Source organism: Nocardioides aromaticivorans, from assembly GCF_013408525.1.
Lineage (GTDB): Bacteria > Actinomycetota > Actinomycetes > Propionibacteriales > Nocardioidaceae > Nocardioides > Nocardioides aromaticivorans.
Genome location: NZ_JACBZM010000001.1, coordinates 2,914,110 through 2,935,821, shown reverse-complemented (window position 1 = coordinate 2,935,821; position 21,712 = coordinate 2,914,110). Strand labels below are relative to the sequence as shown.

Annotated in this window: 20 protein-coding genes; 13 read left to right on the top strand and 7 right to left on the bottom strand. The window is 71.9% G+C overall.

Features of this window, described 5'->3' with window-relative positions; all coding sequences use genetic code 11:
• Positions 1–28 precede the first annotated feature (28 nt).
• From BJ993_RS13925 to BJ993_RS13915, 3 genes are read left to right on the top strand one after another with little or no spacing between them, the layout of a single operon-like run.
• Entirely contained in the window at positions 29–295 is a 267-nt protein-coding gene (locus BJ993_RS13925) for a DUF2277 domain-containing protein (RefSeq protein WP_036550403.1), read from the top strand.
• Positions 273–914, top strand: a complete 642-nt coding sequence (locus BJ993_RS13920) for a protein-L-isoaspartate O-methyltransferase family protein (RefSeq protein ID WP_179649325.1) — start codon at positions 273–275, stop codon at positions 912–914. The genes BJ993_RS13925 and BJ993_RS13920 overlap by 23 nt, the downstream gene beginning before the upstream one ends.
• Positions 915–918: 4 nt before the next feature.
• Complete coding sequence (locus BJ993_RS13915) at positions 919–1,770, top strand: Sir2 family NAD-dependent protein deacetylase (RefSeq protein WP_179649323.1); 852 nt, start codon at positions 919–921, stop codon at positions 1,768–1,770.
• Here the strand turns inward: BJ993_RS13915 and BJ993_RS13910 are convergent.
• Positions 1,757–2,443 carry an iron-dependent transcriptional repressor DtxR gene (locus BJ993_RS13910; protein WP_036550400.1) on the bottom strand — a complete coding sequence of 229 codons (687 nt, stop codon included), beginning with the start codon at positions 2,441–2,443 and terminating at the stop codon, positions 1,757–1,759. The two genes, BJ993_RS13915 and BJ993_RS13910, sit on opposite strands and share 14 nt — an antisense overlap.
• Positions 2,444–2,562: 119 nt before the next feature.
• Here BJ993_RS13910 and BJ993_RS13905 point away from each other — a divergent pair, with 119 nt between their 5' ends.
• Both BJ993_RS13905 and BJ993_RS13900 read left to right on the top strand, forming a co-directional pair.
• On the top strand, positions 2,563–3,258 hold the full coding sequence (locus tag BJ993_RS13905) for a hypothetical protein (protein ID WP_308645569.1): 696 nt from the start codon (positions 2,563–2,565) through the stop codon (positions 3,256–3,258).
• Positions 3,255–4,856 carry a glycoside hydrolase family 13 protein gene (locus BJ993_RS13900; protein WP_179649321.1) on the top strand — a complete coding sequence of 534 codons (1,602 nt, stop codon included), beginning with the start codon at positions 3,255–3,257 and terminating at the stop codon, positions 4,854–4,856. The genes BJ993_RS13905 and BJ993_RS13900 overlap by 4 nt, the downstream gene beginning before the upstream one ends.
• A gap of 77 nt (positions 4,857–4,933) precedes the next feature.
• On the opposite strand, the gene BJ993_RS13895 is transcribed toward BJ993_RS13900, so the two are convergent.
• The 3 genes from BJ993_RS13895 to BJ993_RS13885 all read right to left on the bottom strand — a co-directional run bounded on the left by BJ993_RS13895 (position 4,934) and on the right by BJ993_RS13885 (position 8,497).
• Entirely contained in the window at positions 4,934–5,395 is a 462-nt protein-coding gene (locus tag BJ993_RS13895) for a MarR family winged helix-turn-helix transcriptional regulator (protein ID WP_036550396.1), read from the bottom strand.
• Positions 5,392–7,062: an MDR family MFS transporter gene (locus tag BJ993_RS13890; protein WP_242530495.1), complete on the bottom strand. Its 1,671-nt coding sequence runs from the start codon at positions 7,060–7,062 to the stop codon at positions 5,392–5,394. The genes BJ993_RS13895 and BJ993_RS13890 overlap by 4 nt, the downstream gene beginning before the upstream one ends.
• A gap of 448 nt (positions 7,063–7,510) precedes the next feature.
• On the bottom strand, positions 7,511–8,497 hold the full coding sequence (locus tag BJ993_RS13885; RefSeq protein ID WP_036550394.1) for a LacI family DNA-binding transcriptional regulator: 987 nt from the start codon (positions 8,495–8,497) through the stop codon (positions 7,511–7,513).
• A 111-nt stretch (positions 8,498–8,608) separates the two neighbouring features.
• Here BJ993_RS13885 and BJ993_RS13880 point away from each other — a divergent pair, with 111 nt between their 5' ends.
• The 8 genes from BJ993_RS13880 (at position 8,609) to BJ993_RS13845 (ending at position 17,150) form a co-directional block, all read left to right on the top strand.
• On the top strand, positions 8,609–9,985 hold the full coding sequence (locus tag BJ993_RS13880) for an MFS transporter (RefSeq protein WP_179649319.1): 1,377 nt from the start codon (positions 8,609–8,611) through the stop codon (positions 9,983–9,985).
• Positions 9,982–10,458 (top strand): type II 3-dehydroquinate dehydratase, encoded by a 477-nt coding sequence (gene aroQ / locus BJ993_RS13875; RefSeq protein ID WP_179649318.1) that lies wholly within the window; start codon positions 9,982–9,984, stop codon positions 10,456–10,458. The genes BJ993_RS13880 and aroQ overlap by 4 nt, the downstream gene beginning before the upstream one ends.
• Positions 10,455–11,309, top strand: a complete 855-nt coding sequence (locus tag BJ993_RS13870) for a shikimate dehydrogenase (protein WP_179649316.1) — start codon at positions 10,455–10,457, stop codon at positions 11,307–11,309. Before aroQ ends, BJ993_RS13870 begins: the two co-directional genes overlap by 4 nt.
• Complete coding sequence (locus BJ993_RS13865; protein ID WP_218864697.1) at positions 11,306–13,081, top strand: sugar phosphate isomerase/epimerase and 4-hydroxyphenylpyruvate domain-containing protein; 1,776 nt, start codon at positions 11,306–11,308, stop codon at positions 13,079–13,081. The genes BJ993_RS13870 and BJ993_RS13865 overlap by 4 nt, the downstream gene beginning before the upstream one ends.
• Before the next feature lie 197 nt (positions 13,082–13,278).
• Positions 13,279–14,244 (top strand): MetQ/NlpA family ABC transporter substrate-binding protein, encoded by a 966-nt coding sequence (locus tag BJ993_RS13860; RefSeq protein WP_179649314.1) that lies wholly within the window; start codon positions 13,279–13,281, stop codon positions 14,242–14,244.
• A gap of 2 nt (positions 14,245–14,246) precedes the next feature.
• Positions 14,247–15,278 (top strand): methionine ABC transporter ATP-binding protein, encoded by a 1,032-nt coding sequence (locus BJ993_RS13855; RefSeq protein ID WP_179649312.1) that lies wholly within the window; start codon positions 14,247–14,249, stop codon positions 15,276–15,278.
• Positions 15,275–15,967, top strand: a complete 693-nt coding sequence (locus BJ993_RS13850) for a methionine ABC transporter permease (RefSeq protein ID WP_179649310.1) — start codon at positions 15,275–15,277, stop codon at positions 15,965–15,967. The genes BJ993_RS13855 and BJ993_RS13850 overlap by 4 nt, the downstream gene beginning before the upstream one ends.
• 523 nt (positions 15,968–16,490) lie before the next feature.
• Positions 16,491–17,150 carry a hypothetical protein gene (locus BJ993_RS13845; RefSeq protein WP_179649308.1) on the top strand — a complete coding sequence of 220 codons (660 nt, stop codon included), beginning with the start codon at positions 16,491–16,493 and terminating at the stop codon, positions 17,148–17,150.
• Between the two features lie 90 nt (positions 17,151–17,240).
• On the opposite strand, the gene BJ993_RS13840 is transcribed toward BJ993_RS13845, so the two are convergent.
• Genes BJ993_RS13840 through BJ993_RS13830 form a run of 3 tightly spaced genes read right to left on the bottom strand, consistent with a single transcriptional unit; the run spans position 17,241 to position 21,561 of the window.
• Positions 17,241–19,217 carry an ABC transporter ATP-binding protein gene (locus BJ993_RS13840; RefSeq protein ID WP_218864696.1) on the bottom strand — a complete coding sequence of 659 codons (1,977 nt, stop codon included), beginning with the start codon at positions 19,215–19,217 and terminating at the stop codon, positions 17,241–17,243.
• Positions 19,214–20,953: an ABC transporter ATP-binding protein gene (locus tag BJ993_RS13835; RefSeq protein WP_179649306.1), complete on the bottom strand. Its 1,740-nt coding sequence runs from the start codon at positions 20,951–20,953 to the stop codon at positions 19,214–19,216. Before BJ993_RS13835 ends, BJ993_RS13840 begins: the two co-directional genes overlap by 4 nt.
• Positions 20,953–21,561 (bottom strand): TetR/AcrR family transcriptional regulator, encoded by a 609-nt coding sequence (locus BJ993_RS13830; protein WP_179649304.1) that lies wholly within the window; start codon positions 21,559–21,561, stop codon positions 20,953–20,955. The genes BJ993_RS13835 and BJ993_RS13830 overlap by 1 nt, the downstream gene beginning before the upstream one ends.
• Positions 21,562–21,712 lie beyond the last annotated feature (151 nt).

The following is a 21,712-nucleotide window of genomic DNA, read 5'->3' as shown; positions in this document are numbered from 1 at the left end:
GGTCGGCGCTGCGGCGTACCGTGGAGGCATGTGCCGCAACATCCGTCCGCTCAACAACTTCGAGCCGCCGGCCACCACCGACGAGGTGACCGCTGCCGCCCTGCAGTTCGTGCGCAAGGTGAGCGGGACGACGAAGCCGAGCCAGGCCAACCAGGCCGCGTTCGACCGTGCGGTCCACGAGATCGCCCACATCACCCAGCACCTCCTCGACGACCTGGTCACCACGGCGCCGCCGAAGAACCGGGAGGTCGAGGCCGAGAAGGCGCGCGAGCGTGCGCGGCTCCGCTACGGGTGATCCCCGGGATCCCCGCGTCGCCGCCGCGTTCGCGGCGGTCCCCCGCGCGCGCTTCCTGCCGCCGGACCAGCAACGGTTCGCCGACGTCGACCGCGCCCTCCCGATCGGGTACGACGTCACCAACTCCCAACCGTCGACGGTCCGCGCCATGCTCGAGCTCCTCGCCGTCCGGCCCGGCGACCGGGTGCTCGACGTGGGCTGCGGCTCCGGCTGGACGACCGCCCTCCTGGCCCACCTGACCGGCCCGGACGGCCACGTCACCGGCGTGGAGATCATCCCGGAGGTGCTGGCCTCCTGCGGTCGCGCCCTCGGGATAGTCCCTGACGAAAAGCACCGGAATCCGTCCGCGTCCGGTGCTTTTCGTCAGGGACTACCGCAGATCGAGCTCCACCAAGCGCTCCCCGGCGAGCTCGGCTGGCCCGACGGCGCGCCGTACGACCGCATCCTCGTGTCCGCCGACGCCGCCCACGTCCCGGTGCCGCTGGTCGAGCAGCTCACCCCCGACGGCACCCTCGTCGGCCCGGTCCGCGGACGGATGCTGCGGATCCACCGGCGGCCCGGCTCGACCCCGCAGGTCGAGGAGCACGGCCGCTACGTCTTCGTGCCGCTCGTATCCTGATCGGGTGACACTCGTCGGCCAGCAGCCCGGGCACCAGGGGGTCGGTCAGCAGGACCCCGCGCTCGAGCGCTGCACCGCCGGACCGCTCGTGGTCCTGACCGGGGCGGGCCTCTCGACCGACTCGGGCATCCCCGACTACCGCGGCCCGGGGGCGCCGGCGCGGATGCCGATGACCTACCAGGAGTTCGTGTCGGGGCCGGCCGCGCAGCAGCGGTACTGGGCGCGCAGCCACCTCGGCTGGTCCCGCATGGGACGGGCCGAGCCCAACGCCGGGCACCGCGCCGTCGCCGCCCTCGGCGCCGCGCTGGTCATCACCCAGAACGTCGACGGCCTCCACGAGGCGGCCGGGACGCCCCGCACGGTCGCCCTGCACGGACGGATCGCCGACGTCATCTGCCTCGCCTGCCGTCGTACGACGCCGCGCGCCGCCCTCCAGCAACGGCTCGAGGACGCCAACCCCGGCTGGGCCGCGGCGCACGCCGACGTGGCAGTCCGCCCCGACGGCGACGTCGACCTCGAGGACACCGCCGGGTTCGTGGTGCCGCCCTGCCTCGACTGCGGCGGAGCGCTCAAGCCGGACGTCGTCTTCTTCGGCGAGAACGTCCCCAAGCCGCGCGTCGAGCGCTGCTACGCCGCCGTCGAGGCCCTCGCCGGCACCGACGGCTGCCTGCTCGTCGCCGGGTCCAGCCTCACCGTGATGAGCGGGCTGCGCTTCGTCCGCCGGGCCGCCCGGCAGGGCACGCCGGTGGTCATCGTCAACCGGGGGACGACCCGCGGGGACGACCTGGCGTCGTACAAGGTCGAGGCGGGGACCAGCGAGTGGTTGACCGCGCTCGCCGCCGTCAGAGCTTCTTGACGAAGATGTGGTCGGCCGCCTCGGGGAAGATCTCCGCGGTCTCGCCACCGGAGCCCACGAGCACGCCGTCGGCCGTCGACTGGATGGTGATCGTCTTGTCGGGCAGCGCACCGACGCGGCGCATCGCGCTCATCAACGCCTCGTCCTTCTGCATCTCCTCGGAGATGCGACGCACGAGCGCCCGGGAGGAGTCCTTCGAGGCGGCCTTCGAGAGGGGCTCGACGTCGTCCATGAAGTCCTGGACCGGCTTGGCCTCGCCCAGCTCGTCGAGACCCGGGATCGGGTTGCCGTAGGGCGACTCGGTCGGGTGGTCGAGCAGCTCGAGCAGGCGGCGCTCGACGCTCTCGGACATGACGTGCTCCCAGCGGCAGGCCTCCTCGTGGACCTGCTCCCAGTCGAGGCCGATCACGTCGATCAGCAGGCGCTCGGCGAGGCGGTGCTTGCGCATGACGCGCGTCGCCAGCCGGCGGCCGTCCTCGGTGAGCTCGAGGTGGCGGTCACCCTCCACCGTGAGCAGACCGTCGCGCTCCATCCGGGCCACCGTCTGCGACACCGTCGGCCCGCTCTGGTGCAGGCGCTCGGCGATGCGCGCCCGCAGCGGGACGATGCCCTCCTCGATCAGCTCGTAGATCGTGCGGAGGTACATCTCGGTGGTGTCGATCAGGTCGCTCACCTGCCCATTCTGTCGCATTCGCCGAGCGCGTCTACCGCGGAGGGGGTCAGCACGCTGCCCGGCGCCGCGTCCCGCCGCGCTGCCGGCCGTGTTCCTATGTTGCTGGCAGGCTTGGGATCGTGACCACGCTGCTCGTCCCCCACCGGTTCAACGGCCCGCCACGCTCCGGCAACGGCGGCTGGGTCGCCGGCGCCCTCGCCGCGCGGCTGCCCGGGCAGTCGATGGGGCGCGCGGTCACGGTCACCCTGCGCCAGCCGCCGCCGCTCGAGACGCCGATGCCGCTCACCGCGACGGCCAACGGCGCCACGATCAGCCACGACGGGGGGCTCGTCGCGGAGGCGTCGTACGCCGAGCACGCGCCGACCGCCGTCGCGCCGGCCCCGGCCCGCGAGGCCGCGGAGGCGGAGGCGTCGTACCCGGGCCACCGCACGCACCCCTTCCCGGGCTGCTTCGTGTGCGGGCCCGCCCGCCGACCCGGCGACGGACTGCGGATCTTCCCGGGAGCCGTGGGTACGGACCGGGTCGCGGCCACCTGGACGCCGTACGAGAGCACCGTCCCGGTCACCTGGGCCGCCCTCGACTGCACCGGCGGCTGGTCGAGCGACCTCGAGGGCCGTCCGTCGGTGCTCGGCCGGATCACCGTCGAGGTGCACCGGCTGCCCCGCACGTCGGAGCGCTACGTCGTGGTCGGCGAGCAGCGGCGCCTCGACGGGCGCAAGACGTTCACGGCTGCCACGCTGTACGGGCCCGGCGACGAGGTGGTCGCCACGGCCGAGCACGTCTGGATCGCGATCGACCCGGAGGACTTCCGATGACCAGCACCCATCCCTGGTGGTACGACGCCGTCGTCTACCAGGTCTACGTCCGCAGCTTCGCCGACGGGATGCCCGTCCCGGGCGACGGCATCGGCGACCTGCCCGGCATCACCGCCCGGCTCCCCCACCTGCGCGACCTCGGTGTCGACGCCCTGTGGATCACGCCCTTCTACCGCTCCCCCCAGAAGGACCACGGGTACGACGTCGCGGACTACGAGGACGTCGATCCCCTCTTCGGCGACCTCGCCGACTTCGACACCCTGCTCGCGACGGCCCACGAGCTGGGGCTGCGCGTGATCGTCGACCTGGTGCCCAACCACACCTCCGACCAGCACGTGTGGTTCCAGGCGGCCCTCGCCGCCGGGCCGGGCTCGCCGGAGCGCGCCCGCTACCTCTTCCGCGAGGGCAAGGGGGCCGACGGCAGCGAGCCGCCGAACAACTGGAGCTCGATCTTCGGCGGGCCGGCGTGGACGCGTGTGCCCGACGGCCAGTGGTACCTGCATCTCTTCGACAGCTCCCAGCCCGACCTCGACTGGCGCAACCCCGAGGTCGGCGACATGTTCGAGGGCGTGCTGCGCTTCTGGCTGGACCGGGGCGTCGACGGCTTCCGCGTCGACGTCGCGCACGGGCTCTACAAGGAGGCCTCGTTGCGCGACCAGGTCCTGCCGAAGGAGACGAAGAAGGCGAAGGGCAGGAAGAAGAGCCAGCCCGAGTCGATGGTCGAGCGGACCCTGCGCGACGAGCCCATGTGGGAGCAGCCCGAGGTCCACGACGTCTACCGCCGCTGGCGCAAGGTGCTCGAGGAGTACCCCGGCGACCGGATGGCCGTCGCCGAGGCGTGGACGCAGACCGCTGAGTCGATGGCCGAGTTCATCCGCCCCGACGAGCTGCACCAGGCGTTCAACTTCGGCTGGCTCGGCACCCCGTGGTCGGCCGCGGACTTCGCCGAGGTGATCACGTCCTCGATCGCGGCGGTGGCGACCGCCGAGGCCGCACCGACCTGGGTGCTGTCCAACCACGACGTCGTCCGCCACCCCACCCGGTACGGCGGCGGGCCGGCCGGCATCGCCCGCGGTCGCGCCGCGACCCTCGCCATGCTGGCGCTCCCCGGGTCGGCGTACCTCTACCAGGGCGAGGAGCTCGGCCTGGAGCAGGTGGACGTGCCGCCCGAGGCCCGGCAGGACCCGTCGTGGTTCCGGACCGGCCAGCCGGGGCGCGACGGCTGCCGGGTGCCGCTGCCGTGGTCGGGCTCGGCGCCGCCGTACGGCTTCGGGGGCGCCGACGGCACCCAGCCGTGGATCCCGCAGCCCGACGACTGGGCCGGGCTGACGGTCGAGGCGCAGCAGGCCGACCCGGACTCGACACTGGCGTTCTACCGCCGCGCGCTCGCCGTGCGCCGTGCGGTGTTCAAGGGCGTGCCCGACGCGACCACCGCGGTGGCGGAGGACGAGGTGCTGGTGATCCGCCGCGGCGATGTCACCGTCGTCGTCAACACCGGCGACCGCCCCGCGGGGCTGCCCGACGGCGAGGTCCTGATCAGCAGCGGCCCGCTGCCCGGCGGTGTCCTCCCACCCGACACCGCGGCCTGGCTCCGCTGACCGCCGCAGGGTAGTCCCTGACGAAAAGCACCGGATCCGGGCGGGATCCGGTGCTTTTCGTCAGGGACTACCGCAGGTCAGCGGTCGCCGGGCTCGTTGAGCGCGTCGTTGTAGCGGCGCAGGGAGGCCGTGAACGCCGCCACCTCCTCGGCGGACCAGTCGCCGAGCCGATCGGCGAGGTACTGCCGTCGGTCGTCGGCGACCTGCTCGAGCCGGCGCACGGCGTCCTCGCTCGCGGTCAGCAGGGTGGCCCGGCCGTCGGCGGGATCGGGCGACCGGTCGAGCAGGCCGAGGTCGATCAGGTGCTGGACCTGCCGGCTGATCGCGCCCTTGTCGATGTCGAAGACCTGGCCGATGGCCGAGGCCCGCAGCGGCCCGTTGTCGCGGACGTAGCTGAGCATGAGGTACGACGCCGGCAGCAGCTCGGGGTGCACGGCCCGGGCCCGCTCGCCGATGACCCTGCGGATCCGGCGGATCAGCACGCCGACCTCGCCCTCGAGCTCACGCAGCGTGTCGGTCCGGGAGGCCGCGACCTTCATCGCCGCTCACCCACCCGCGCGCCCTCGCCCTCCACGTCGAAGGCCGGGTAGTCGACGGCCTCGCCGGTGGCGACCACGCCGGCCTCGATCTCCGACTCGGCGACCGAGGGGCTGCCGGTGGTGGTCCGCAGCGGGACCTCCTTGATGAAGAGGATGCAGACGAAGGCGACGATCGCGAACGGCACCGCGACCATGAACAGGTGGCCGACCGCCTCGCCGAAGGACGCCTCGTAGAGCGCCCTGATCGGCGCGGGCAGCGCGGCCAGGTCGGGGATGTCGCCGGTGGAGTGCTGCATCTGCGCGAGCTGCTCCGGGCTGACCTGGCCGGAGGCGAGCAGCGCGCCCAGGCCGTCCTTGACGCTGGAGGTGACCTGGTGCGCGAGCACCGCGCCGAGCGCGGCGACACCGGCCGAGCCGCCGATCGAGCGGAACATCGCGACCACCGAGCTGGCGGCGCCGAGGTCCTCGGGAGCGGTGTTGTTCTGCACGGAGAGCACGAGGTTCTGCATGGTCGCGCCGAGGCCGATGCCGGTGAGCGCCATGTAGGCGCCGACCACGAGGAGCGGGGTCTCCGCGTCGATGGTGCCGAGCAGGGCGATGCCGGCGATGACGAAGACCATGCCGCCGACCAGCCACCGCTTCCACAGGCCGGTGCGGGTGATGACCCGGCCGCTGATGATGCTCGAGACGAGCAGGCCGCCGACCATCGCGATCGACATCAGGCCGGCCTCGGTCGGGCTCATCCCGCGGGCGAGCTGGAAGTACTGGCTCAGGTAGACCGTCGCACCGAACATCGCGACACCGATCATCACCGACGCGGCGGTCGCCAGCGCGGTGGTGCGGTCGCGGAAGAGGCGCAGCGGGATGACCGGCTCGGCGGCGACGCGGGCCTCGACCCACAGGGCCGCGGCGATCAGGAGCAGGCTCGCAGCGACGAGTGCGGCCGACGTACCGGAGATCCAGTCGAAGTTGTTGCCGGCCAGGCTGACCCACACGAGGATCAGGCTGATGCCGCCCATGATCAGGGTCGCGCCGAGGTAATCGATCCTCACCTCGCGCTTGACCGTCGGCAGGTGCAGCGTCTTCTGGAGTACGACGAACGCGATCGCCGCGACCGGGAGACCGATCATGAAGCAGCCGCGCCAGCCGAGCGGGCTGTCGACGACCAGGCCGCCGAGCAGCGGGCCGCTGACGGTCGCGGTGGCGAAGACGGCCCCGATGTAGCCGCTGTAGCGGCCGCGCTCGCGGGGGGAGACCATCGAGGCGATGACGACCTGCACCAGCGCGGTCAGGCCGCCGACGCCGAGGCCCTGGAAGGCGCGCGCGCCGATCAGGACGCCCATGTTGGGCGCGATCGCGGCGACGACGGAGCCGATGGAGAAGATGACCAGCGCAGCCTGGACGAGGAGCTTCTTGCTGAACAGGTCGGCCAGCTTGCCCCAGATCGGGGTGGTCGCGGTCATCGTGAGGAGGGTGGCGACGACGACCCACGTGTAGCCGGTCTGGCTGCCGTGCAGGTCGGTCACGATCGCGGGCAGCGCGTTGCTGACCACGGTGCTCGAGAGCATGGCGACGAACATCGCCAGGAGGAGCCCGGTCAGGGCCTCCATGATCTCGCGGTGGGTCATCTGACCCGGCTCGGCGGTCGCCGATGAAGTAGTTGACATGTATCAACCATATCTCGGATTGGTTGACGACGGCAACTTTCTGTGACCGGTCAGACATCGGCCGCCCGGTCGCGCTGTAACACGCTGTTCGCCCGACTACCCGGCGGTTCTCGGCGTGATTCGGCGTACGCGCCCGGCGTGTCGTGCCGAAAAGCGCCGACCAGTCGGGTGGACAGCGTGTTACAGCACCCGCCGACCGGCCCCCAGCGAGCACCCCGGAAATGCAGCGACCCGCAGGTGCGGCTCGGACGAGCCCCGTCCGGTGGATGATCCGGACTCACCTGCGGGTCGGGTGGCTGCTGTTGGATTCGCGTCGCAGCCGAAGTAGTACGTACTGCGGGCTGCTAGCGAGCAGCCACCTCACGCATCCGATGAGAAATCATTCTTCGGACCACCTCCTTTCCCGTGTGCGACAACCGTAGGTCGGGCTCCGGCGCCGCACAATGGATTAACGGCAGGGACCGGTGGAGTCGCGCACCTTGAGCTGTGTCGGTACGACGACCGTCGCCGCCGACCCCGGTCGCAGCAGCAGGTCGATGGCACAGGCGCCGGCGTCCTCCGTGCGCTCGGCGAGGGTGGTCAGCGCGGGCTGGCAGAAGTCGGCGCCGAACATGTCGTCGAAGCCGACGACGCTGACGTCGTCGGGCACCCGGACGCCCCGGCCGGCCAGCCGGCGGAGCACGCCGATGGCCAGCATGTCGTTGTGGCAGACGATCGCGGTCGCCCTCGCCGCGAGCGCCGCGTCGGCGGCAGCGGGGCCGCCCTGGAGCGTCGGCTGGTAGGGGCCGAGCCGGCGCGCCGCCACGCCCGACGACTCCGCCGCGGCGAGCAGCCCCGCCCAGCGCCGCGCCCCCGACCACGACTCGTGCGGCCCGGCGAGGAAGACCAGCGACTCGTGGCCGAGCGAGACCAGGTGGTCGACGATCTGGCGGGTGCCGGCGTCGTAGTCGGCGACCACGCTCGGCACGCCGGCGACACCGGGCAGGGTGCGGTTGACCAGCGCCAGCCGGTGTCGTCCAGCAGCTGCGGCGAGGTCCTCGTCGGTGCCACGGGCGGCCGCGATCACCAGCCCGTCAACGGCGGGGCCGAGCCGCTGGACCAGCTCCCGCTCAACCGACGGGCTCTCCTGCGTGTCACCGAGGACGAGCGTCTTGCCGGCCGCCGCGGCCGCCCGCTCGGCGCCCTTGATCGCGCCCGCGAAGTAGGGGTTGGTGATGTCGGGGACGAGCAGGGCGAAGGTGTGCGTGCGCCCCGAGCTCATCGCCCGGGCGCTCGGGTTCGGCACGTAGCCGAGACGTTCGGCGACCTCGAGGATGTGCTCCCGCGTGGTCGCGTTGACCCGCCCCGGGGTGCTCAGCGCGCGGGACACGGTGGAGGCCGCGACCCCGGCCGCCTCGGCCACGTCGGTGATGGTGACCCGCTTCGGAAGCGTCATGCGAGCAGTGTATGGCAACAAATGGCAAACGATTGCCATGTGACGGGCGCCACTCGTAGCGTCCTGCGCAGATCGCGTCCACAGTGGAGGCGACGGAGAAAGGCAGTTCCGATGTCCCAGGACCACACCGCGGACCTCACCCCGGTCCGCACCCCGCGGAAGGCCGCCCTCGCCGCGTGGTGCGGCAGCGCGCTGGAGTACTACGACTTCGCCATCTACGGCACCGCCGCGGCGCTGGTGTTCCCCAAGATCTTCTTCCCGGAGGGCAACGCCACGGCGGCGAGCATCGCCTCCTTCGCGACCTTCGGCGTCGCGTACGTCGCCCGCCCGATCGGCTCCTTCTTCATGGGCCACATCGGCGACCGCCTCGGCCGCAAGCGCATCCTCATCGGCACCCTCCTGCTGATGGGCATCTCGACCTTCCTCGTGGGCTGCCTGCCGACGTACCACCAGGTCGGGCTGCTCGCGCCGGCGCTGCTCGTCACGCTGCGCCTGCTGCAGGGCCTGTCGGCCGCCGGCGAGCAGGCCGGCGCGAACTCGATGTCCTTCGAGCACGCCCCCGACGACCGCCGCGGCTTCTTCACCAGCTTCACCCTCAGCGGCACCCAGGGCGGCCAGATCCTCGCCCCGGCGGTCTTCCTGCCGCTCGCGGCGGTCCTGCCCGAGGACGCGCTGCTCAGCTGGGGCTGGCGGGTGCCCTTCTGGCTCAGCGCCGCCGTCGTGCTCATCGGCTTCCTCATCCGCCGCACGCTGGACGAGACCCCCGAGTTCCACCGCGAGGCCGAGCAGCAGGACCGGCAGGAGAAGGCCGCCGCCCCGCTCGGCGTGCTCTTCCGGCACCACTGGGCCGGCGTGCTCCGCGTCTTCTTCGCCGCGTTCGTCGCGGTCGTGAACACGATGTTCGCCGTCTTCGCGCTCAACCTCGCGACGTCGGAGGACTACGGCATCGAGATCAGCAAGACCACCATGCTGTGGCTCGCGATCATCGCCAACATCGTCGCCGTCGGCACCATCCCGCTGTGGGCCAGCCTGTCCGACCGCATCGGCCGCAAGCCGGTCTTCCTCACCGGCCTCGTCGGCAGCGCCGCGCTGGTGACCCTCTTCCTGTGGTCCATCACCGAGCACAACGTGCCGCTCGTGCTGGTCAGCGGCATCGCGCTGGCCGGTGTCGTCTACAGCATGCCGAACGCCGTCTGGCCCGCGACCTACGCGGAGTACTTCCCCACCTCCGTCCGCCTCTCCGGCATGGCCGTCGGCACGCAGTTCGGCTTCGCCCTCGCCGGCTTCACCCCGACCATCGCCGGCTGGCTGATCGACGGCGACGCCGCCAACTGGTATCGCGTCGCCGCCTTCGTCGTCGCCGCCTGCGGGATCTCCGCGATCGCCGTCCTCAGCGGCCCGTCCGGCACGCACAGGGTCCCCACGCCCGAGGTCGGCCGCACCCGCGCCGAGGCCGCCGCCCTGCGCGTCCCGGAGCTGGCCCGATGAGCGATCCCGTACGACGCCCGGTGGTCGCCGTGCTCAACGGCCCCAACCTCAACCTGCTCGGCGAGCGGGACCCGCAGGCCTACGGCACCGCGACCCTGGCCGACATCGAGAAGCTCTGCCTCGAGACCGGTGACCGGCTCGGCCTCGACGTCGACTTCCGCCAGACCAACCACGAGGGCGTGCTGGTCGACGCGATCCACGAGCTGCGGCGTACCGCCGCCGGCGTCGTCATCAACGCGGCGGCGCTGTCGCACACCTCGGTCAGCGTGCGCGACGCGCTGGCCGTGGTCGAGGGCCCCGTCGTCGAGGTGCACCTGAGCAACATCCACCGCCGCGAGGTCTTCCGGCACCACTCGTTCGTGGCCGAGGTCGCGGACGGGGTCGTCACCGGCTGTGGCGCCCGTGGCTACGCGATTGCCGTCGAGCACGTCGCCCACCTGGTCGCCGGCGCGGTCGAGGAGGTCGCGTCATGAGCGGGACGTCCTTCGCGCTCGGCCTCGTCGGCGCGGGCATCGGCCGCTCCCTGACGCCCGCGATGCAGGAGGCCGAGGGCCGCGCCCACGGCCTGAACCTGACCTACCGACGCATCGACGCGGAGGTCCGCGGCCTCGCCGTCGAGGATCTGCCGTCCGTCGTGCACTGGGCCCAGGCGCTCGGCTTCGACGGCCTCAACATCACCCACCCGTTCAAGCAGGCGGTGCTGCCCCTGCTCGACGAGGTGTCCCGCGCCGCCGACGACCTCGGCGCCGTGAACACCGTGGTGATGCGCGACGGCCGGCTGGTCGGCCACAACACCGACTGGTCCGGCTGGGGCCGCGCCTTCCGCAGCACGCTCCCCGACGCGGTCACCGACCGCGCCGTCGTGGTCGGCGCCGGCGGCGCGGGCCTGGCCGTCGCCTACGCGCTGCTCGACCAGGGCGCGGCGCACGTCGCGATCCACGACACCGACATCGACCGCGCCGAGGCCGCCGCGATCCGGCTGGGCAAGCGGTTCGCGGCCGAGCGGATCGACGCGGTCACCGACGTCGCCGCCGCGATCACCGACGCCGACGGACTCGTCAACGCGACCCCGATCGGCATGCACGGCCACGCCGGCCTGCCGGTCCCGGCGGCGCTCGTCGAGGAGCGGCTGTGGGTGGCCGACGTCGTCTACTTCCCGCTGGAGACCGAGCTCGTCGCCCTGGCCCGCGGCCGGGGCTGCCGCGTGCTGCCGGGTGGCGGGATGGCCGTCGGCCAGGCGGTCGACGCGTTCGAGCTCTTCACCGGACGCCGCGCGGACGCCGACCGGATCGCCCGCCACTTCGCGGAGCTGACGTCGTCATGACCCTGCGCCGCAGCATCGCGACCGTGTCCCTCTCCGGCGTGCTGGCCGACAAGCTCGACGCCGCGGCGGCCGCCGGCTTCGACGGGATCGAGGTGTTCGACAACGACCTCGTCGCGTCCCCGCTCAGCCCGGCCGAGGTGGCCGCCCGGTGCGCGGACCTCGGTCTGCGCGTCGAGCTGTTCCAGCCGGTGCGGGACGTCGAGGGCGTCGCCCCGTCCGACTTCCCTGCCGTCGTACGACGGGTGGCGCGGAAGCTCGACGTGGCGGCCGCCCTCGGGGCGCCGGCGGTGCTGCTGTGCTCCAACGTGCAGCCCGACGCGATCGACGACCCCGACCTGTCGGCCGCCCAGCTGGCGACCCTCGGTGACCTCGCCGCCGAGCGCGGCCTCGTGCTCGCCTTCGAGGCACTCGCCTGGGGGCGCCACGTGCACCGGGTCGGACAGGCGTGGGACATCGTGCAGCGCGCGGCCCACCCGGCCGTGACCCTCGCCGTCGACACCTTCCACATGCTCTCCCGGGGCGATGGGCCCGAGGCGCTCGAGGGCGTGCCCGGTGACCGGATCGGCTTCCTGCAGGTCGCGGACGCGCCGCTGCTCGACATGGACGTCCTCGAGTGGAGCCGCCACCACCGCTGCTTCCCCGGCCAGGGGACGATGGACGTCTCCGGCGTCGTCGACGCCGTCATCCGCTCCGGGTACGACGGCCCGCTGTCCCTCGAGGTGTTCAGCGACGTCGTCCGGGAGGCCCCGGCGGCCGAGACCGCGCGCGACGCGCTCCGCTCGCTGGTGTTCCTGGAGGACGAGCTGGCCCGGCTCCGCCCGGGCGGGACGCCGCTCGCCCCGGCGGTGCCGGAGCGCGCCGACGCCGCCTTCCTCGAGCTGCCCGCCGGCCCGGCGACCGACGACCTTCTGGTGCGGCTCGGCTTCACCCTGGCCGGCTGGCACCGGCACAAGCCGGTCGCCTGGTGGCGCAACGGGAGCGCCGACGTGCTCGTCAACGCCGCCGCCACGGAGCCCGCACTCGGCATCGTCGCCTCCCCGGTCGCCCAGGTCGCCGAGCGCGCGGAGGCCCTCCTGTGGCCGAGCGTCGCGGTCTCCCGCACCCCCGGCGACAGCCTGCTGCCCGGGATCACCTCCCCTGCCGGCGTCCCGGTCTTCGTCAGCGCGCCGGCCGGCGAGCAGGACGACTGGCAGCGCGACTTCGCCGCCGCGCCGGGGCGCTCGCCCGAGGGGTGGGTGGGGCTGGACCACCTCGGCGTCGCCGTACCGGCGGGACGGCTGAACGAGGAGGTGGCCTTCCTGCGCACCCTCCTCGGCCTGGAGCCCGCGCCGCTGGAGGAGTTCATCGACCCGCACGGGCGCATCCGCAGCCGCGCGTTCCGGCCCGCCAAGGGCGAGCTGCGCGTGGTGGTCAACGTCGCGGAGGTGGCCGACGTGCCGCGCCCGACGGGCGTCGTCCAGGTGGCCTTCGGCTGCACCGACCTGCTGGCGGAGGTCCGCCGCCTGCGGGCGGCCGGCGTCCCGCTGATGGCCGTCCCGGACAACTACTACGTGGACCTCGAGGCGCGCCTCGACCTCGACGCCGCGTTCGTGGCGACCCTGCGCGAGCACGGCGCCCTCTACGACCGCAGCGCGCAGGGCGAGCTGCTGCACGCCTACACCCCGGTGCTGCCGCAGGGCTTCTGCATCGAGCTGCTCGAGCGGCGCGGCGGCTACGACGGCTACGGCGCTGCCAACACGCACGTCCGGCTGGCCGCGCAGTCCCCGCGATGACCACTGACTGAGATCACACCCGTTCGCCGGCGCTGCGGGGAATGTCGCGCCGTGGGAGCACCTTGTGACTCCTGTCGCCCACGGCATGGTCGATTAACACTATCGACATACATGTCTTTAAGGTGACGGCAGTCCGCGGCACACCCCGCCGCTCCCCTTGGTGCGCCCACCAGCGCGCCCCGACGAACAGGAAGACGATGTCGGACGAGATCCCCCTCATCGAGGCCCCCAAGTCCCGGCTGCCGCTGCTGGCCGCAGTCGTGGTCGTCGTGCTCGCGATCATCGGCGCCGTCGCGTTCCTCGCGACCCGCGGCGACGACGCCCCGCGTGCGACCGGCGACGACGCCCCCGCCGAGCTCTCGAAGGACAAGCCGGTCAAGCTCGTGCTCGGTGCGGTCGGCGCGAGCGACCCCTACTGGGAGACGCTGACCGAGGCGGCCAAGGAGGCCGGCATCGACCTCGAGGTCCGCGACTTCGCCGACTACACACAGCCGAACCCCGCCCTCAAGGAGGGCGAGCTGGACGCCAACCAGTTCCAGCACATCGTCTACCTCGCCGAGTACAACGTCGCCAACGACGACGACCTGGTCCCGCTCGGCTCGACCGCCATCTACCCGCTCGGCCTCTACTCGCAGAAGTACGACGACGTCGCCGACATCCCCGACGGCGAGACCGTGATCGTCCCCGACGACGACTCCAACCAGGCCCGCGGCCTGCTCGTGCTGCAGTCGGCCGGCCTGATCGAGCTCAAGGACGGCGGCTCGATCTTCTCGACCGTCGCCGACGTCGACACCTCCGCGTCGCGGGTGAAGGTCAAGGCCCTGCAGGCCGACCTGACGCCGACCTCGCTGCCCGACGTCGCCGCGGCGATCGTCAACAACGACTTCGTCGAGGACGCCGGGCTGAAGTTCGACGACGCGATCGCGGTCGACGACCCGAGCGACCCGAAGGCCGTGCCCTATGTCAACATCTTCGCCGTCCGCGCGGAGGACAAGGACAACCCGGTGCTGAAGAAGCTCGTCGAGGTCTACCAGCAGACGCAGGCCGTGCTCGACGGCGCCGACGAGGCGTCGGGCGGCACCGCGGAGTTCGTCACGATCAGCCAGGCCGACCTCGAGGCCAGCCTGCGCGAGGTCGAGGCGCAGATCCGCGACCAGAAGTGACCATGGCACTGGTCGAGCTGCACCGCGTCGTCAAGGAGTTCCCCGGCGCGCGCCGCGGCGACCCCGTCCACCGTGCGGTGGACGGGGTCGACCTCAGCGTCGAGCAGGGCGAGATCTTCGCGATCATCGGCTACTCCGGCGCCGGCAAGTCCACCCTCGTCCGGCTCGTCAACGCGCTCGAGCCGGTCACCTCGGGCAGCGTGGTCGTCGACGGCGTCGACGTCACCACGCTCTCCGAGCGCGCCCTGCGCGAGCTCCGCCAGGGCATCGGCATGGTCTTCCAGCAGTTCAACCTGATGGAGTCGCGCACCGTGTGGGGCAACCTCGCGTTCCCGCTCACGGTCGCCGGCGTCGCGAAGGGCGAGCAGCAGAGGCGGATCTCGGAGCTGCTGCACTTCGTCGGCCTCGCCGACAAGGCCCACGCCCACGTCGCCGACCTGTCCGGCGGCCAGAAGCAGCGCGTCGGCATCGCCCGCGCGCTCGCGACCAACCCGCGCCTGCTGCTCGCCGACGAGGCCACCAGCGCCCTCGACCCGGAGACCACGCGCGACGTCCTCGACCTGCTCGCGAAGGTCAACCGCGAGCTCGGTACGACGATCCTGCTGATCACCCACGAGATGGACGCCGTACGCCGCATCGCCCACCGGGTCGCGGTGATGGAGAACGGCCGTGTCGTGGAGACCGGGCCCGTCCTCGACGTCTTCGCGGACCCGCAGCACGCCGTGACCCGCCGCTTCGTCGGGACCGTCGTCGACGACCTGCCGCCGGACGAGGTGCTCGCCGCGCTGCGCGCGACCCATCGGGGCCGCTTCGTGCGGCTCGCCTTCCGCGACCCCGCCGTACGCCAGTCCGACGCGTTCGCCGCGCTGCTGCGCCACGACGTCTCCTTCGAGCTCGTCTACGGCGGCATCGAGGAGATCCAGGGCAGCAGCTTCGGGAACCTGACCCTCGCCCTCACCGGCGACGACGCCGCGATCGACGCGGCGCTGGCCGAGATCGGCACGACCGTGCCCTGGACGGAGGTGGCCCGATGAGCGCGCCCGCCCTGGAGAGCCTTGCGATCGACACCCGGCTCGGCGACCTGCAGCCGGAGTTCTGGTCGGCCGCCGGCGAGACGATCATCATGGCGTCGTCCGCGCTGCTCATCGGCGGCGCGCTCGGCCTCGCGCTCGGGCTGGGCCTCTACCTGACCCGGGCCGGCGCCCTGTTCGCCAACCGGCCGCTGTTCGTCGTCCTCAACGTGGTCGTCAACTTCTTCCGGCCGATCCCGTTCATCATCTTCATCGCCGCCCTGCAGCCGCTGGCCCGTCACGTCGTCGGCACCGGCATCGGCATCCGTGCCGCCACCTTCGGCATCACCGTCGCGGCGGTCTTCGGCATCAGCCGGATCGTGGAGCAGAACCTCGTCACGGTGAGCCCCGGCGTCATCGAGGCCGCCCGCGCGATGGGCGCCAGCCGCACCCGGATCACGCTGACCGTGCTGGTGCCCGAGGCGCTCGGCCCGCTCGTGCTCGGCTACACCTTCGCGTTCGTCGCGATCGTCGACATGACGGCGATCGCCGGTGTCATCGCGGGTGGCGGGCTGGGCTCGTTCGCGCAGCGCTTCGGGTTCCGCCAGTTCGACCAGGTGGTGATGTGGGCGGCGATCCTCGTGCTGGTCGCGATGGTGATGCTGATCCAGCTCGGCGGCAACGTGCTCGCGCGACGGATCCTGCGGCGCTGACAACCCATCGGCGGCTCCGCGGGCGGGGGTCGGCGGCGGCGGGTCGGCGGCGGTCGGGACGTCCTCCGCTGCGGCTGCGGTTTGCGTCATACGAAGCGAGCGTCCGGGCGACCGGTTCGTATGACGTCCCCGCGCCGTTGGGGGCCGACCCCCCACCCCTCCCACCCGACGGGTATGCGTCATACGAAGCGAGCGTCCGGGCGACCGGTTCGTATGACGTCCCCGCGCCGTTGGGGGCCGACCCCCCACCCCTCCCACCCGCCGGGTTTACGTCATACGAAGCGAGCGCCCCGGCGACCGGTTCGCATGACGTCCCCGCGCCGTTGGGGGCCGACCCCCCACCGCCCCCACCCGCCGGGTTTACGTCATACGAAGCGAGCGCCCCGGCGACCGGTTCGTATGACGTCACCAGCCGACGACCACCACCCGACGACCACCAGCCGCTGACAACCAATCGGCGGGTCGACGCATCACACCCGGCAGACGCTCGCCACCGCGGCGGGCCCCTGACTCGGGAGAGCTCATGTTCCGTCGTACCCCTGCCGCCCTCGCCCTGCTCCTCGCCCTCGGCGCCGCGTCACTGAGCGCCTGCAACGACGACGACAAGGCGTCCGACAGCACACCGTCGGGTACGCCGACCAGCGACACGGCGACGACCGACACGTCGAGCGACGCCCCGGCGCCGACCACGGACGCCGACCTCGGCGACGACGCCGACGCCGACGCGGGCGACGTGGTGATCGAGCCCGGCGCGATCGGTGCGGCACGGGTCGGGATGACCCGTGCCGAGTGGGAGGGCACCGGCCTCTTCGAGGACGGCGCACTCGTCTGCGAGGGCGAGCTGATCCACTGGGCGGGTGAGCCGAAGGGCTTCGGCGTCCTCACCGACGAGGACGCCACGATCACCCAGCTGACGGTGGGCACCCCGGGACCGCACACCAAGCACGGCGACATCGAGGTCGGCTCCACCTACGGCGAGCTCAAGGCCGCCTGGCCGGACCTGACCGAGCCGGTCGAGGACGGCTTCGACCAGGCGTCGGTCTACCCGCCGGGCGAGGAGGACGGCGACGTCTACATCGCCTTCCTCCTCGACGCCCCGGTCGACGAGGTCACCGATGACACCGAGGTCGCCGTGATCGGCGTCAGCGGCGGGCAGAAGCCGAACTTCCAGTACGACTGCTGATCGGCGCCTCCCCGGTTGGCGACGCACCTACCAGAATTGTCGTGAATCCCTCACGGGAGCAGCGAATTCGGTAGGTGCGTGGCCAACCCCTCAGGCCGAGGCCGCCGCGAACTGCGCCGCGTGGAGCCGGGCGAACGCGCCGTCCCGCTCCAGCAGCTCGGCGTGCGAGCCCTGCTCGACGATCCGGCCGTGCTCCATGACGAGGATCAGGTCCGCGTCGCGGATCGTGGAGAGCCGGTGGGCGATGACGAACGACGTCCGGTCGGTGCGCAGCGCCGCCATCGCCTGCTGCAGCAGCAGCTCCGTGCGGGTGTCGACGGACGAGGTCGCCTCGTCCAGGATCAGCAGCGCCGGCTGGGCGAGGAACGCCCGCGCGATGGTGATCAGCTGCCGCTCGCCGGCCGAGAGGTTCGAGCCCTCGTCGTCGACGCGGGTGTCGTAGCCATCGGGCAGCGAGTGCACGAAGCGGTCGACGTACGTCGCCCGGGCGGCCTCGCGGATCTCCTCCTCGCTCGCGCCGGGTCGCCCGTAGGCGATGTTGTCGCGGATGGTGCCCTCGAAGAGCCAGGTGTCCTGGAGGACCATGCCGATCCGCGAGCGCAGCTCGGCGCGGGACAGGCCCTTCACGTCGACGCCGTCGAGGGTGATCCGGCCGCCGTCGAGCTCGTAGAAGCGCATGATCAGGTTGACCAGCGTGGTCTTCCCCGCGCCGGTCGGGCCGACGATCGCGACCATCTGGCCGGGGTGCGCCACGAGCGAGAGGTCCTCGATGAGCGGCTCGTCGGCGTCGTACGAGAAGGACACGTGCTCGAACGCCACCTCGCCCCTCGTGTCGGCCGCGCGGACCGGCTCGGTCGAGAGCGAGGACGGGTCGACCTCCTCCTCGGCGTCGAGCAGCTCGAAGACCCGCTCGGCCGACGCGACGCCGGACTGCAGGAGGTTGGCCATCGACGCGATCTGGGTGATCGGCTGGGTGAACATCCGCGTGTACTGGATGAACGCCTGCACCTCACCGAGGCTGAGCGAGCCGGACGCGACCCGCAGCCCGCCGACGACGGCGATCACGACGTAGTTGAGGTTGCCGATCAGCATCATCATCGGCATCACGAGGCCGCTGATGAACTGCGCCCGGTACGACGACTGGTAGAGCTTCTCGTTGGCGTCCTCGAACTCCGCCTCGACCTGCGCGCGCTGGCCGAAGACGGTCACCAGCGCGTGCCCGGAGATCGACTCCTCGACCTGGGCGTTGAGCCGGCCGGTCTCGCGCCATTGCGCGATGAACTGGCCCTGCGAGCGCTTCATGACGCGTCCGGTCGTGAACATCGCGATCGGCACCGACACCAGCGCGATCAGGGCGAGCAAGGGCGAGACCCAGAACATCATCCCGAGCACGCCGACGACCATCAGGATCGAGGTGAGCAGCTGGCTCATCGTCTGCTGGAGGTTCTGCGCGACGTTGTCGATGTCGTTGGTGACCCGGCTGAGCAGCTCACCGCGCGGCTGGCGGTCGAAGTACGACAGCGGCAGCCGGTGGACCTTCTCCTCGACGTCGGTGCGCATCCGCCGCACGGTCGCCTGCACGATGTCGTTGACGAGGAAGCCCTGCAGCCAGCCGAGCACCTGCCCGCCGACGTAGATCGCCAGCGTGATCAGCAGGATGTGGCCGACCTTGTCGAAGTCGACGCCCTGTCCGGGCACGAAGTCGAGGCCGCGCAGGAAGTCGGCAAGGCCCTGGTCGCCCTTCGCCTCGGCGTCGGCAACGACCTCCGCCTTGGTGGTGCCGGCGTCGATCCGGCCGCCGATGTAGCCGTTGAACACGGCGTCGGTCGCCTTGCCCATCAGCCATGGGCCGACGGCGACGGAGGCGACCGAGCCGATGCCGAGGAGGAGTACGGCGACGGCGCGGCCGCGCGCCGGACGGAGCAGCCCGAGCAGGCGGCGCCCGGAGCTGCGGAAGTCGTCGGCCTTCTGGCCGACCATGCCGCCGGCCGGGCCCCGGCCGGGACCGCCCTGCTGGACGATCCGCTCGGTCGTCTTCATCGTGCTCTGGGGCTTCGTCCCGCTCATGCCATGACCTCCTCTCCCTTGATGCCTTGCGAGGCGGCGATCTCCTGGTAGGTCTCGTTGTCCCGCATCAGCTCCTCGTGCGTGCCACGCCCGACGACCCGCCCGTCCTCGAGGACGAGGATCAGGTCGGCGTCGCGGATGGTCGCGATGCGCTGGCCGACGATGAGGACGGTGGCGTCGCGGGTGACCGGCTCCAGGGCCGCGCGCAGCCGGGCGTCGGTGGCGACGTCCAGCGCCGAGAAGGCGTCGTCGAAGAGGTAGATCTCCGGGCGTCGTACCAGTGCGCGGGCGATGGCGAGGCGCTGCCGCTGGCCGCCGGAGACCGTCGTACCTCCCTGCGCGACGGCGGTGTCGAGGCCCTCGGGCATCTCGCGCACGAAGTCCGCGGCCTGGGCGATCTCCAGCGCCTCCCACAGCTCCTCGTCCGTGGCGTCCGGCCGGCCGTAGCGCAGGTTGGACGCGATGGTGCCGGAGAAGAGGAAGGCCCGCTGGGGGACGAGCCCGATCCTCGACCACAGCAGCTCGGGGTCGAGCTCGCGGACGTCGACGTCGTCGACCCGGACCACGCCCTCGGTCGCGTCGAGGAGCCGCGGCACCAGGTTGACCAGGGTGGTCTTGCCGGCGCCGGTCGACCCGATCAGCGCGACCGTCTGTCCCGGGCGGGCCGAGAAGCTGACGCCCGACAGCACCGGAGCCTCGGCGCCGGGGTAGGTCAGGCCGACGCCCTCGAGGTCGAGGTGGCCGGCGACGTGGACCTCGGTGACCGGTTCCCTCGGTCGTACGACGCTGGTGTCGGTCGCGAGCACCTCGCTGATCCGGTCGGCGCTGACCGCGGCACGCGGCACCATCATCAGCATGAAGGTGCCCATCATCACCGACATCAGGATCTGCATCAGGTAGGACAGGAACGCCGTCAGCGCACCCACCTCCATCTGCCCGCTGTCGACGCGGTGGCCGCCGAACCAGATCACGCCCACGCTCGCGACGTTGGACACGCCCATGACCAGCGGGAACATCAGCGCCATCCAGCGGCCCGCGCGCAGCGAGACCGCGGTCAGGTCGCCGTTGGCGTCGTCGAAGCGCTTGGTCTCGTAGGGCTCGCGCACGAACGCGCGGACCACGCGGATGCCGGTGATCTGCTCGCGCAGGATCCGGTTGACGTCGTCGAGGCGCTCCTGGACCGAGCGGAACGCCGGCACCATCTGCGAGACGACGAGGCCGATGCACAGGAAGAGGACGGGTACGACGGAGACCACCAGCCAGGAGAGGCCGAAGTCCTCGCGCATCGCCATGATCACGCCGCCGACCATCATGATCGGGATGGTCACGGCCATCAGGCAGGTCATCATCGCCAGCATCTGCACCTGCTGGACGTCGTTGGTGGCGCGGGTGATCAGCGACGGGGCGCCGAAGGTCGAGACCTCGCGGGCGGAGAAGCTGCCGATCCGCCCGAAGATCCGCTTGCGGACGTCGCGGCCGAAGGCCATCGCGGCCTGGCCGCCGAACCATGCGGACGTCATCGAGCAGGCCGCCTGGACCAGCGAGATGGCGAGCATGATCGCGCCGATCCTCAGCACGTAGCCGTTGTCGCCGCGGGCGATGCCCTTGTCGATGATGTCGGCGTTGAGGTGGGGCAGGTAGAGCATCGCGACCGTCGAGGTGAACTGCAGGACGACGATGGCTGTGAGCCAGCCGCGGTACGGCGCGAGGTGGGTGCGCAGGAGTCGGACGAGCATCAGGGGGCGCTCCTCTCGGTGCCCTTCTCGACCGTCTTCTCGACACCGTGCAGGACGGTGTCGACGATCTGGGCGGGGGTGAGCAGGTCGTTGTCGGCGATCTCCCGGTGGGAGCCGGCGAAGGTCAGCAGGCGCCACACGTGCAGCACCTGGGCGGGCGGCATGGTGAGGCGGTCGGCGTCCGGCTCGATCAGCGCGAGCAGCCGGCGTCGTACCTCCTCGAGGCCGTCGGCGATCTCGGGCCGGTCGTGCAGGTGCCGCGGCGGGCCGACCGCCCCGATCGCCCGCATCAGCTCGAAGATGGCGAGGAAGCGCTGCTGGAGGATCGAGGTCATCGCGAGCATCCGGTCGCGAAGGGGCAGCGAGAGGTCGATCTCGTCGAGCCGGGTCAGCACGTCACCGGGCTCGAAGCAGCGGGCGATCGTCGCGTCGACCAGGTCGTCCTTGGAGTCGAAGACCCGGAAGATCGTGCCCTCGGCCACCCCGGCCGCCTCGGCGATCAGCTTGGTCGTCACCCGCGTGCCGTGCTCGTACAGCAGTGGCCGGGTGGCGCGGATCAGCGCCTCCCGGCGGTCCTCCGGGGAGAGCGGCGCGGCACGAGGTGGCATGCCTGCCACTGTAAGTGAGTGAGCACTCACTCACAACTGCTTATTCGTCCGAGGGTCCGCGCATTGGTCTGGTGGGTCGGCTCAGCTCAACCACGACCTCGTCGTACCGGACCCATTGGCTGCAAATCCCCCAGATTCACAGCCAATGGGT

Bases quoted from the DNA above. Each gene is read 5' to 3' on its own strand.
- BJ993_RS13925 (WP_036550403.1), top strand. From the start codon at position 29: ATGTGCCGCAACATCCGTCCGCTCAACAACTTCGAGCCGCCGGCCACC.
- BJ993_RS13900 (WP_179649321.1), top strand. From the start codon at position 3,255: ATGACCAGCACCCATCCCTGGTGGTACGACGCCGTCGTCTACCAGGTC.
- BJ993_RS13895 (WP_036550396.1), bottom strand. From the start codon at position 5,395: ATGAAGGTCGCGGCCTCCCGGACCGACACGCTGCGTGAGCTCGAGGGC.
- BJ993_RS13890 (WP_242530495.1), bottom strand. From the start codon at position 7,062: ATGTCAACTACTTCATCGGCGACCGCCGAGCCGGGTCAGATGACCCAC.
- BJ993_RS13885 (WP_036550394.1), bottom strand. From the start codon at position 8,497: ATGACGCTTCCGAAGCGGGTCACCATCACCGACGTGGCCGAGGCGGCC.
- BJ993_RS13880 (WP_179649319.1), top strand. From the start codon at position 8,609: ATGTCCCAGGACCACACCGCGGACCTCACCCCGGTCCGCACCCCGCGG.
- aroQ (WP_179649318.1), top strand. From the start codon at position 9,982: ATGAGCGATCCCGTACGACGCCCGGTGGTCGCCGTGCTCAACGGCCCC.
- BJ993_RS13870 (WP_179649316.1), top strand. From the start codon at position 10,455: ATGAGCGGGACGTCCTTCGCGCTCGGCCTCGTCGGCGCGGGCATCGGC.
- BJ993_RS13865 (WP_218864697.1), top strand. From the start codon at position 11,306: ATGACCCTGCGCCGCAGCATCGCGACCGTGTCCCTCTCCGGCGTGCTG.
- BJ993_RS13860 (WP_179649314.1), top strand. From the start codon at position 13,279: ATGTCGGACGAGATCCCCCTCATCGAGGCCCCCAAGTCCCGGCTGCCG.
- BJ993_RS13855 (WP_179649312.1), top strand. From the start codon at position 14,247: ATGGCACTGGTCGAGCTGCACCGCGTCGTCAAGGAGTTCCCCGGCGCG.
- BJ993_RS13850 (WP_179649310.1), top strand. From the start codon at position 15,275: ATGAGCGCGCCCGCCCTGGAGAGCCTTGCGATCGACACCCGGCTCGGC.
- BJ993_RS13845 (WP_179649308.1), top strand. From the start codon at position 16,491: ATGTTCCGTCGTACCCCTGCCGCCCTCGCCCTGCTCCTCGCCCTCGGC.
- BJ993_RS13840 (WP_218864696.1), bottom strand. From the start codon at position 19,217: ATGAGCGGGACGAAGCCCCAGAGCACGATGAAGACGACCGAGCGGATC.
- BJ993_RS13835 (WP_179649306.1), bottom strand. From the start codon at position 20,953: ATGCTCGTCCGACTCCTGCGCACCCACCTCGCGCCGTACCGCGGCTGG.
- BJ993_RS13830 (WP_179649304.1), bottom strand. From the start codon at position 21,561: ATGCCACCTCGTGCCGCGCCGCTCTCCCCGGAGGACCGCCGGGAGGCG.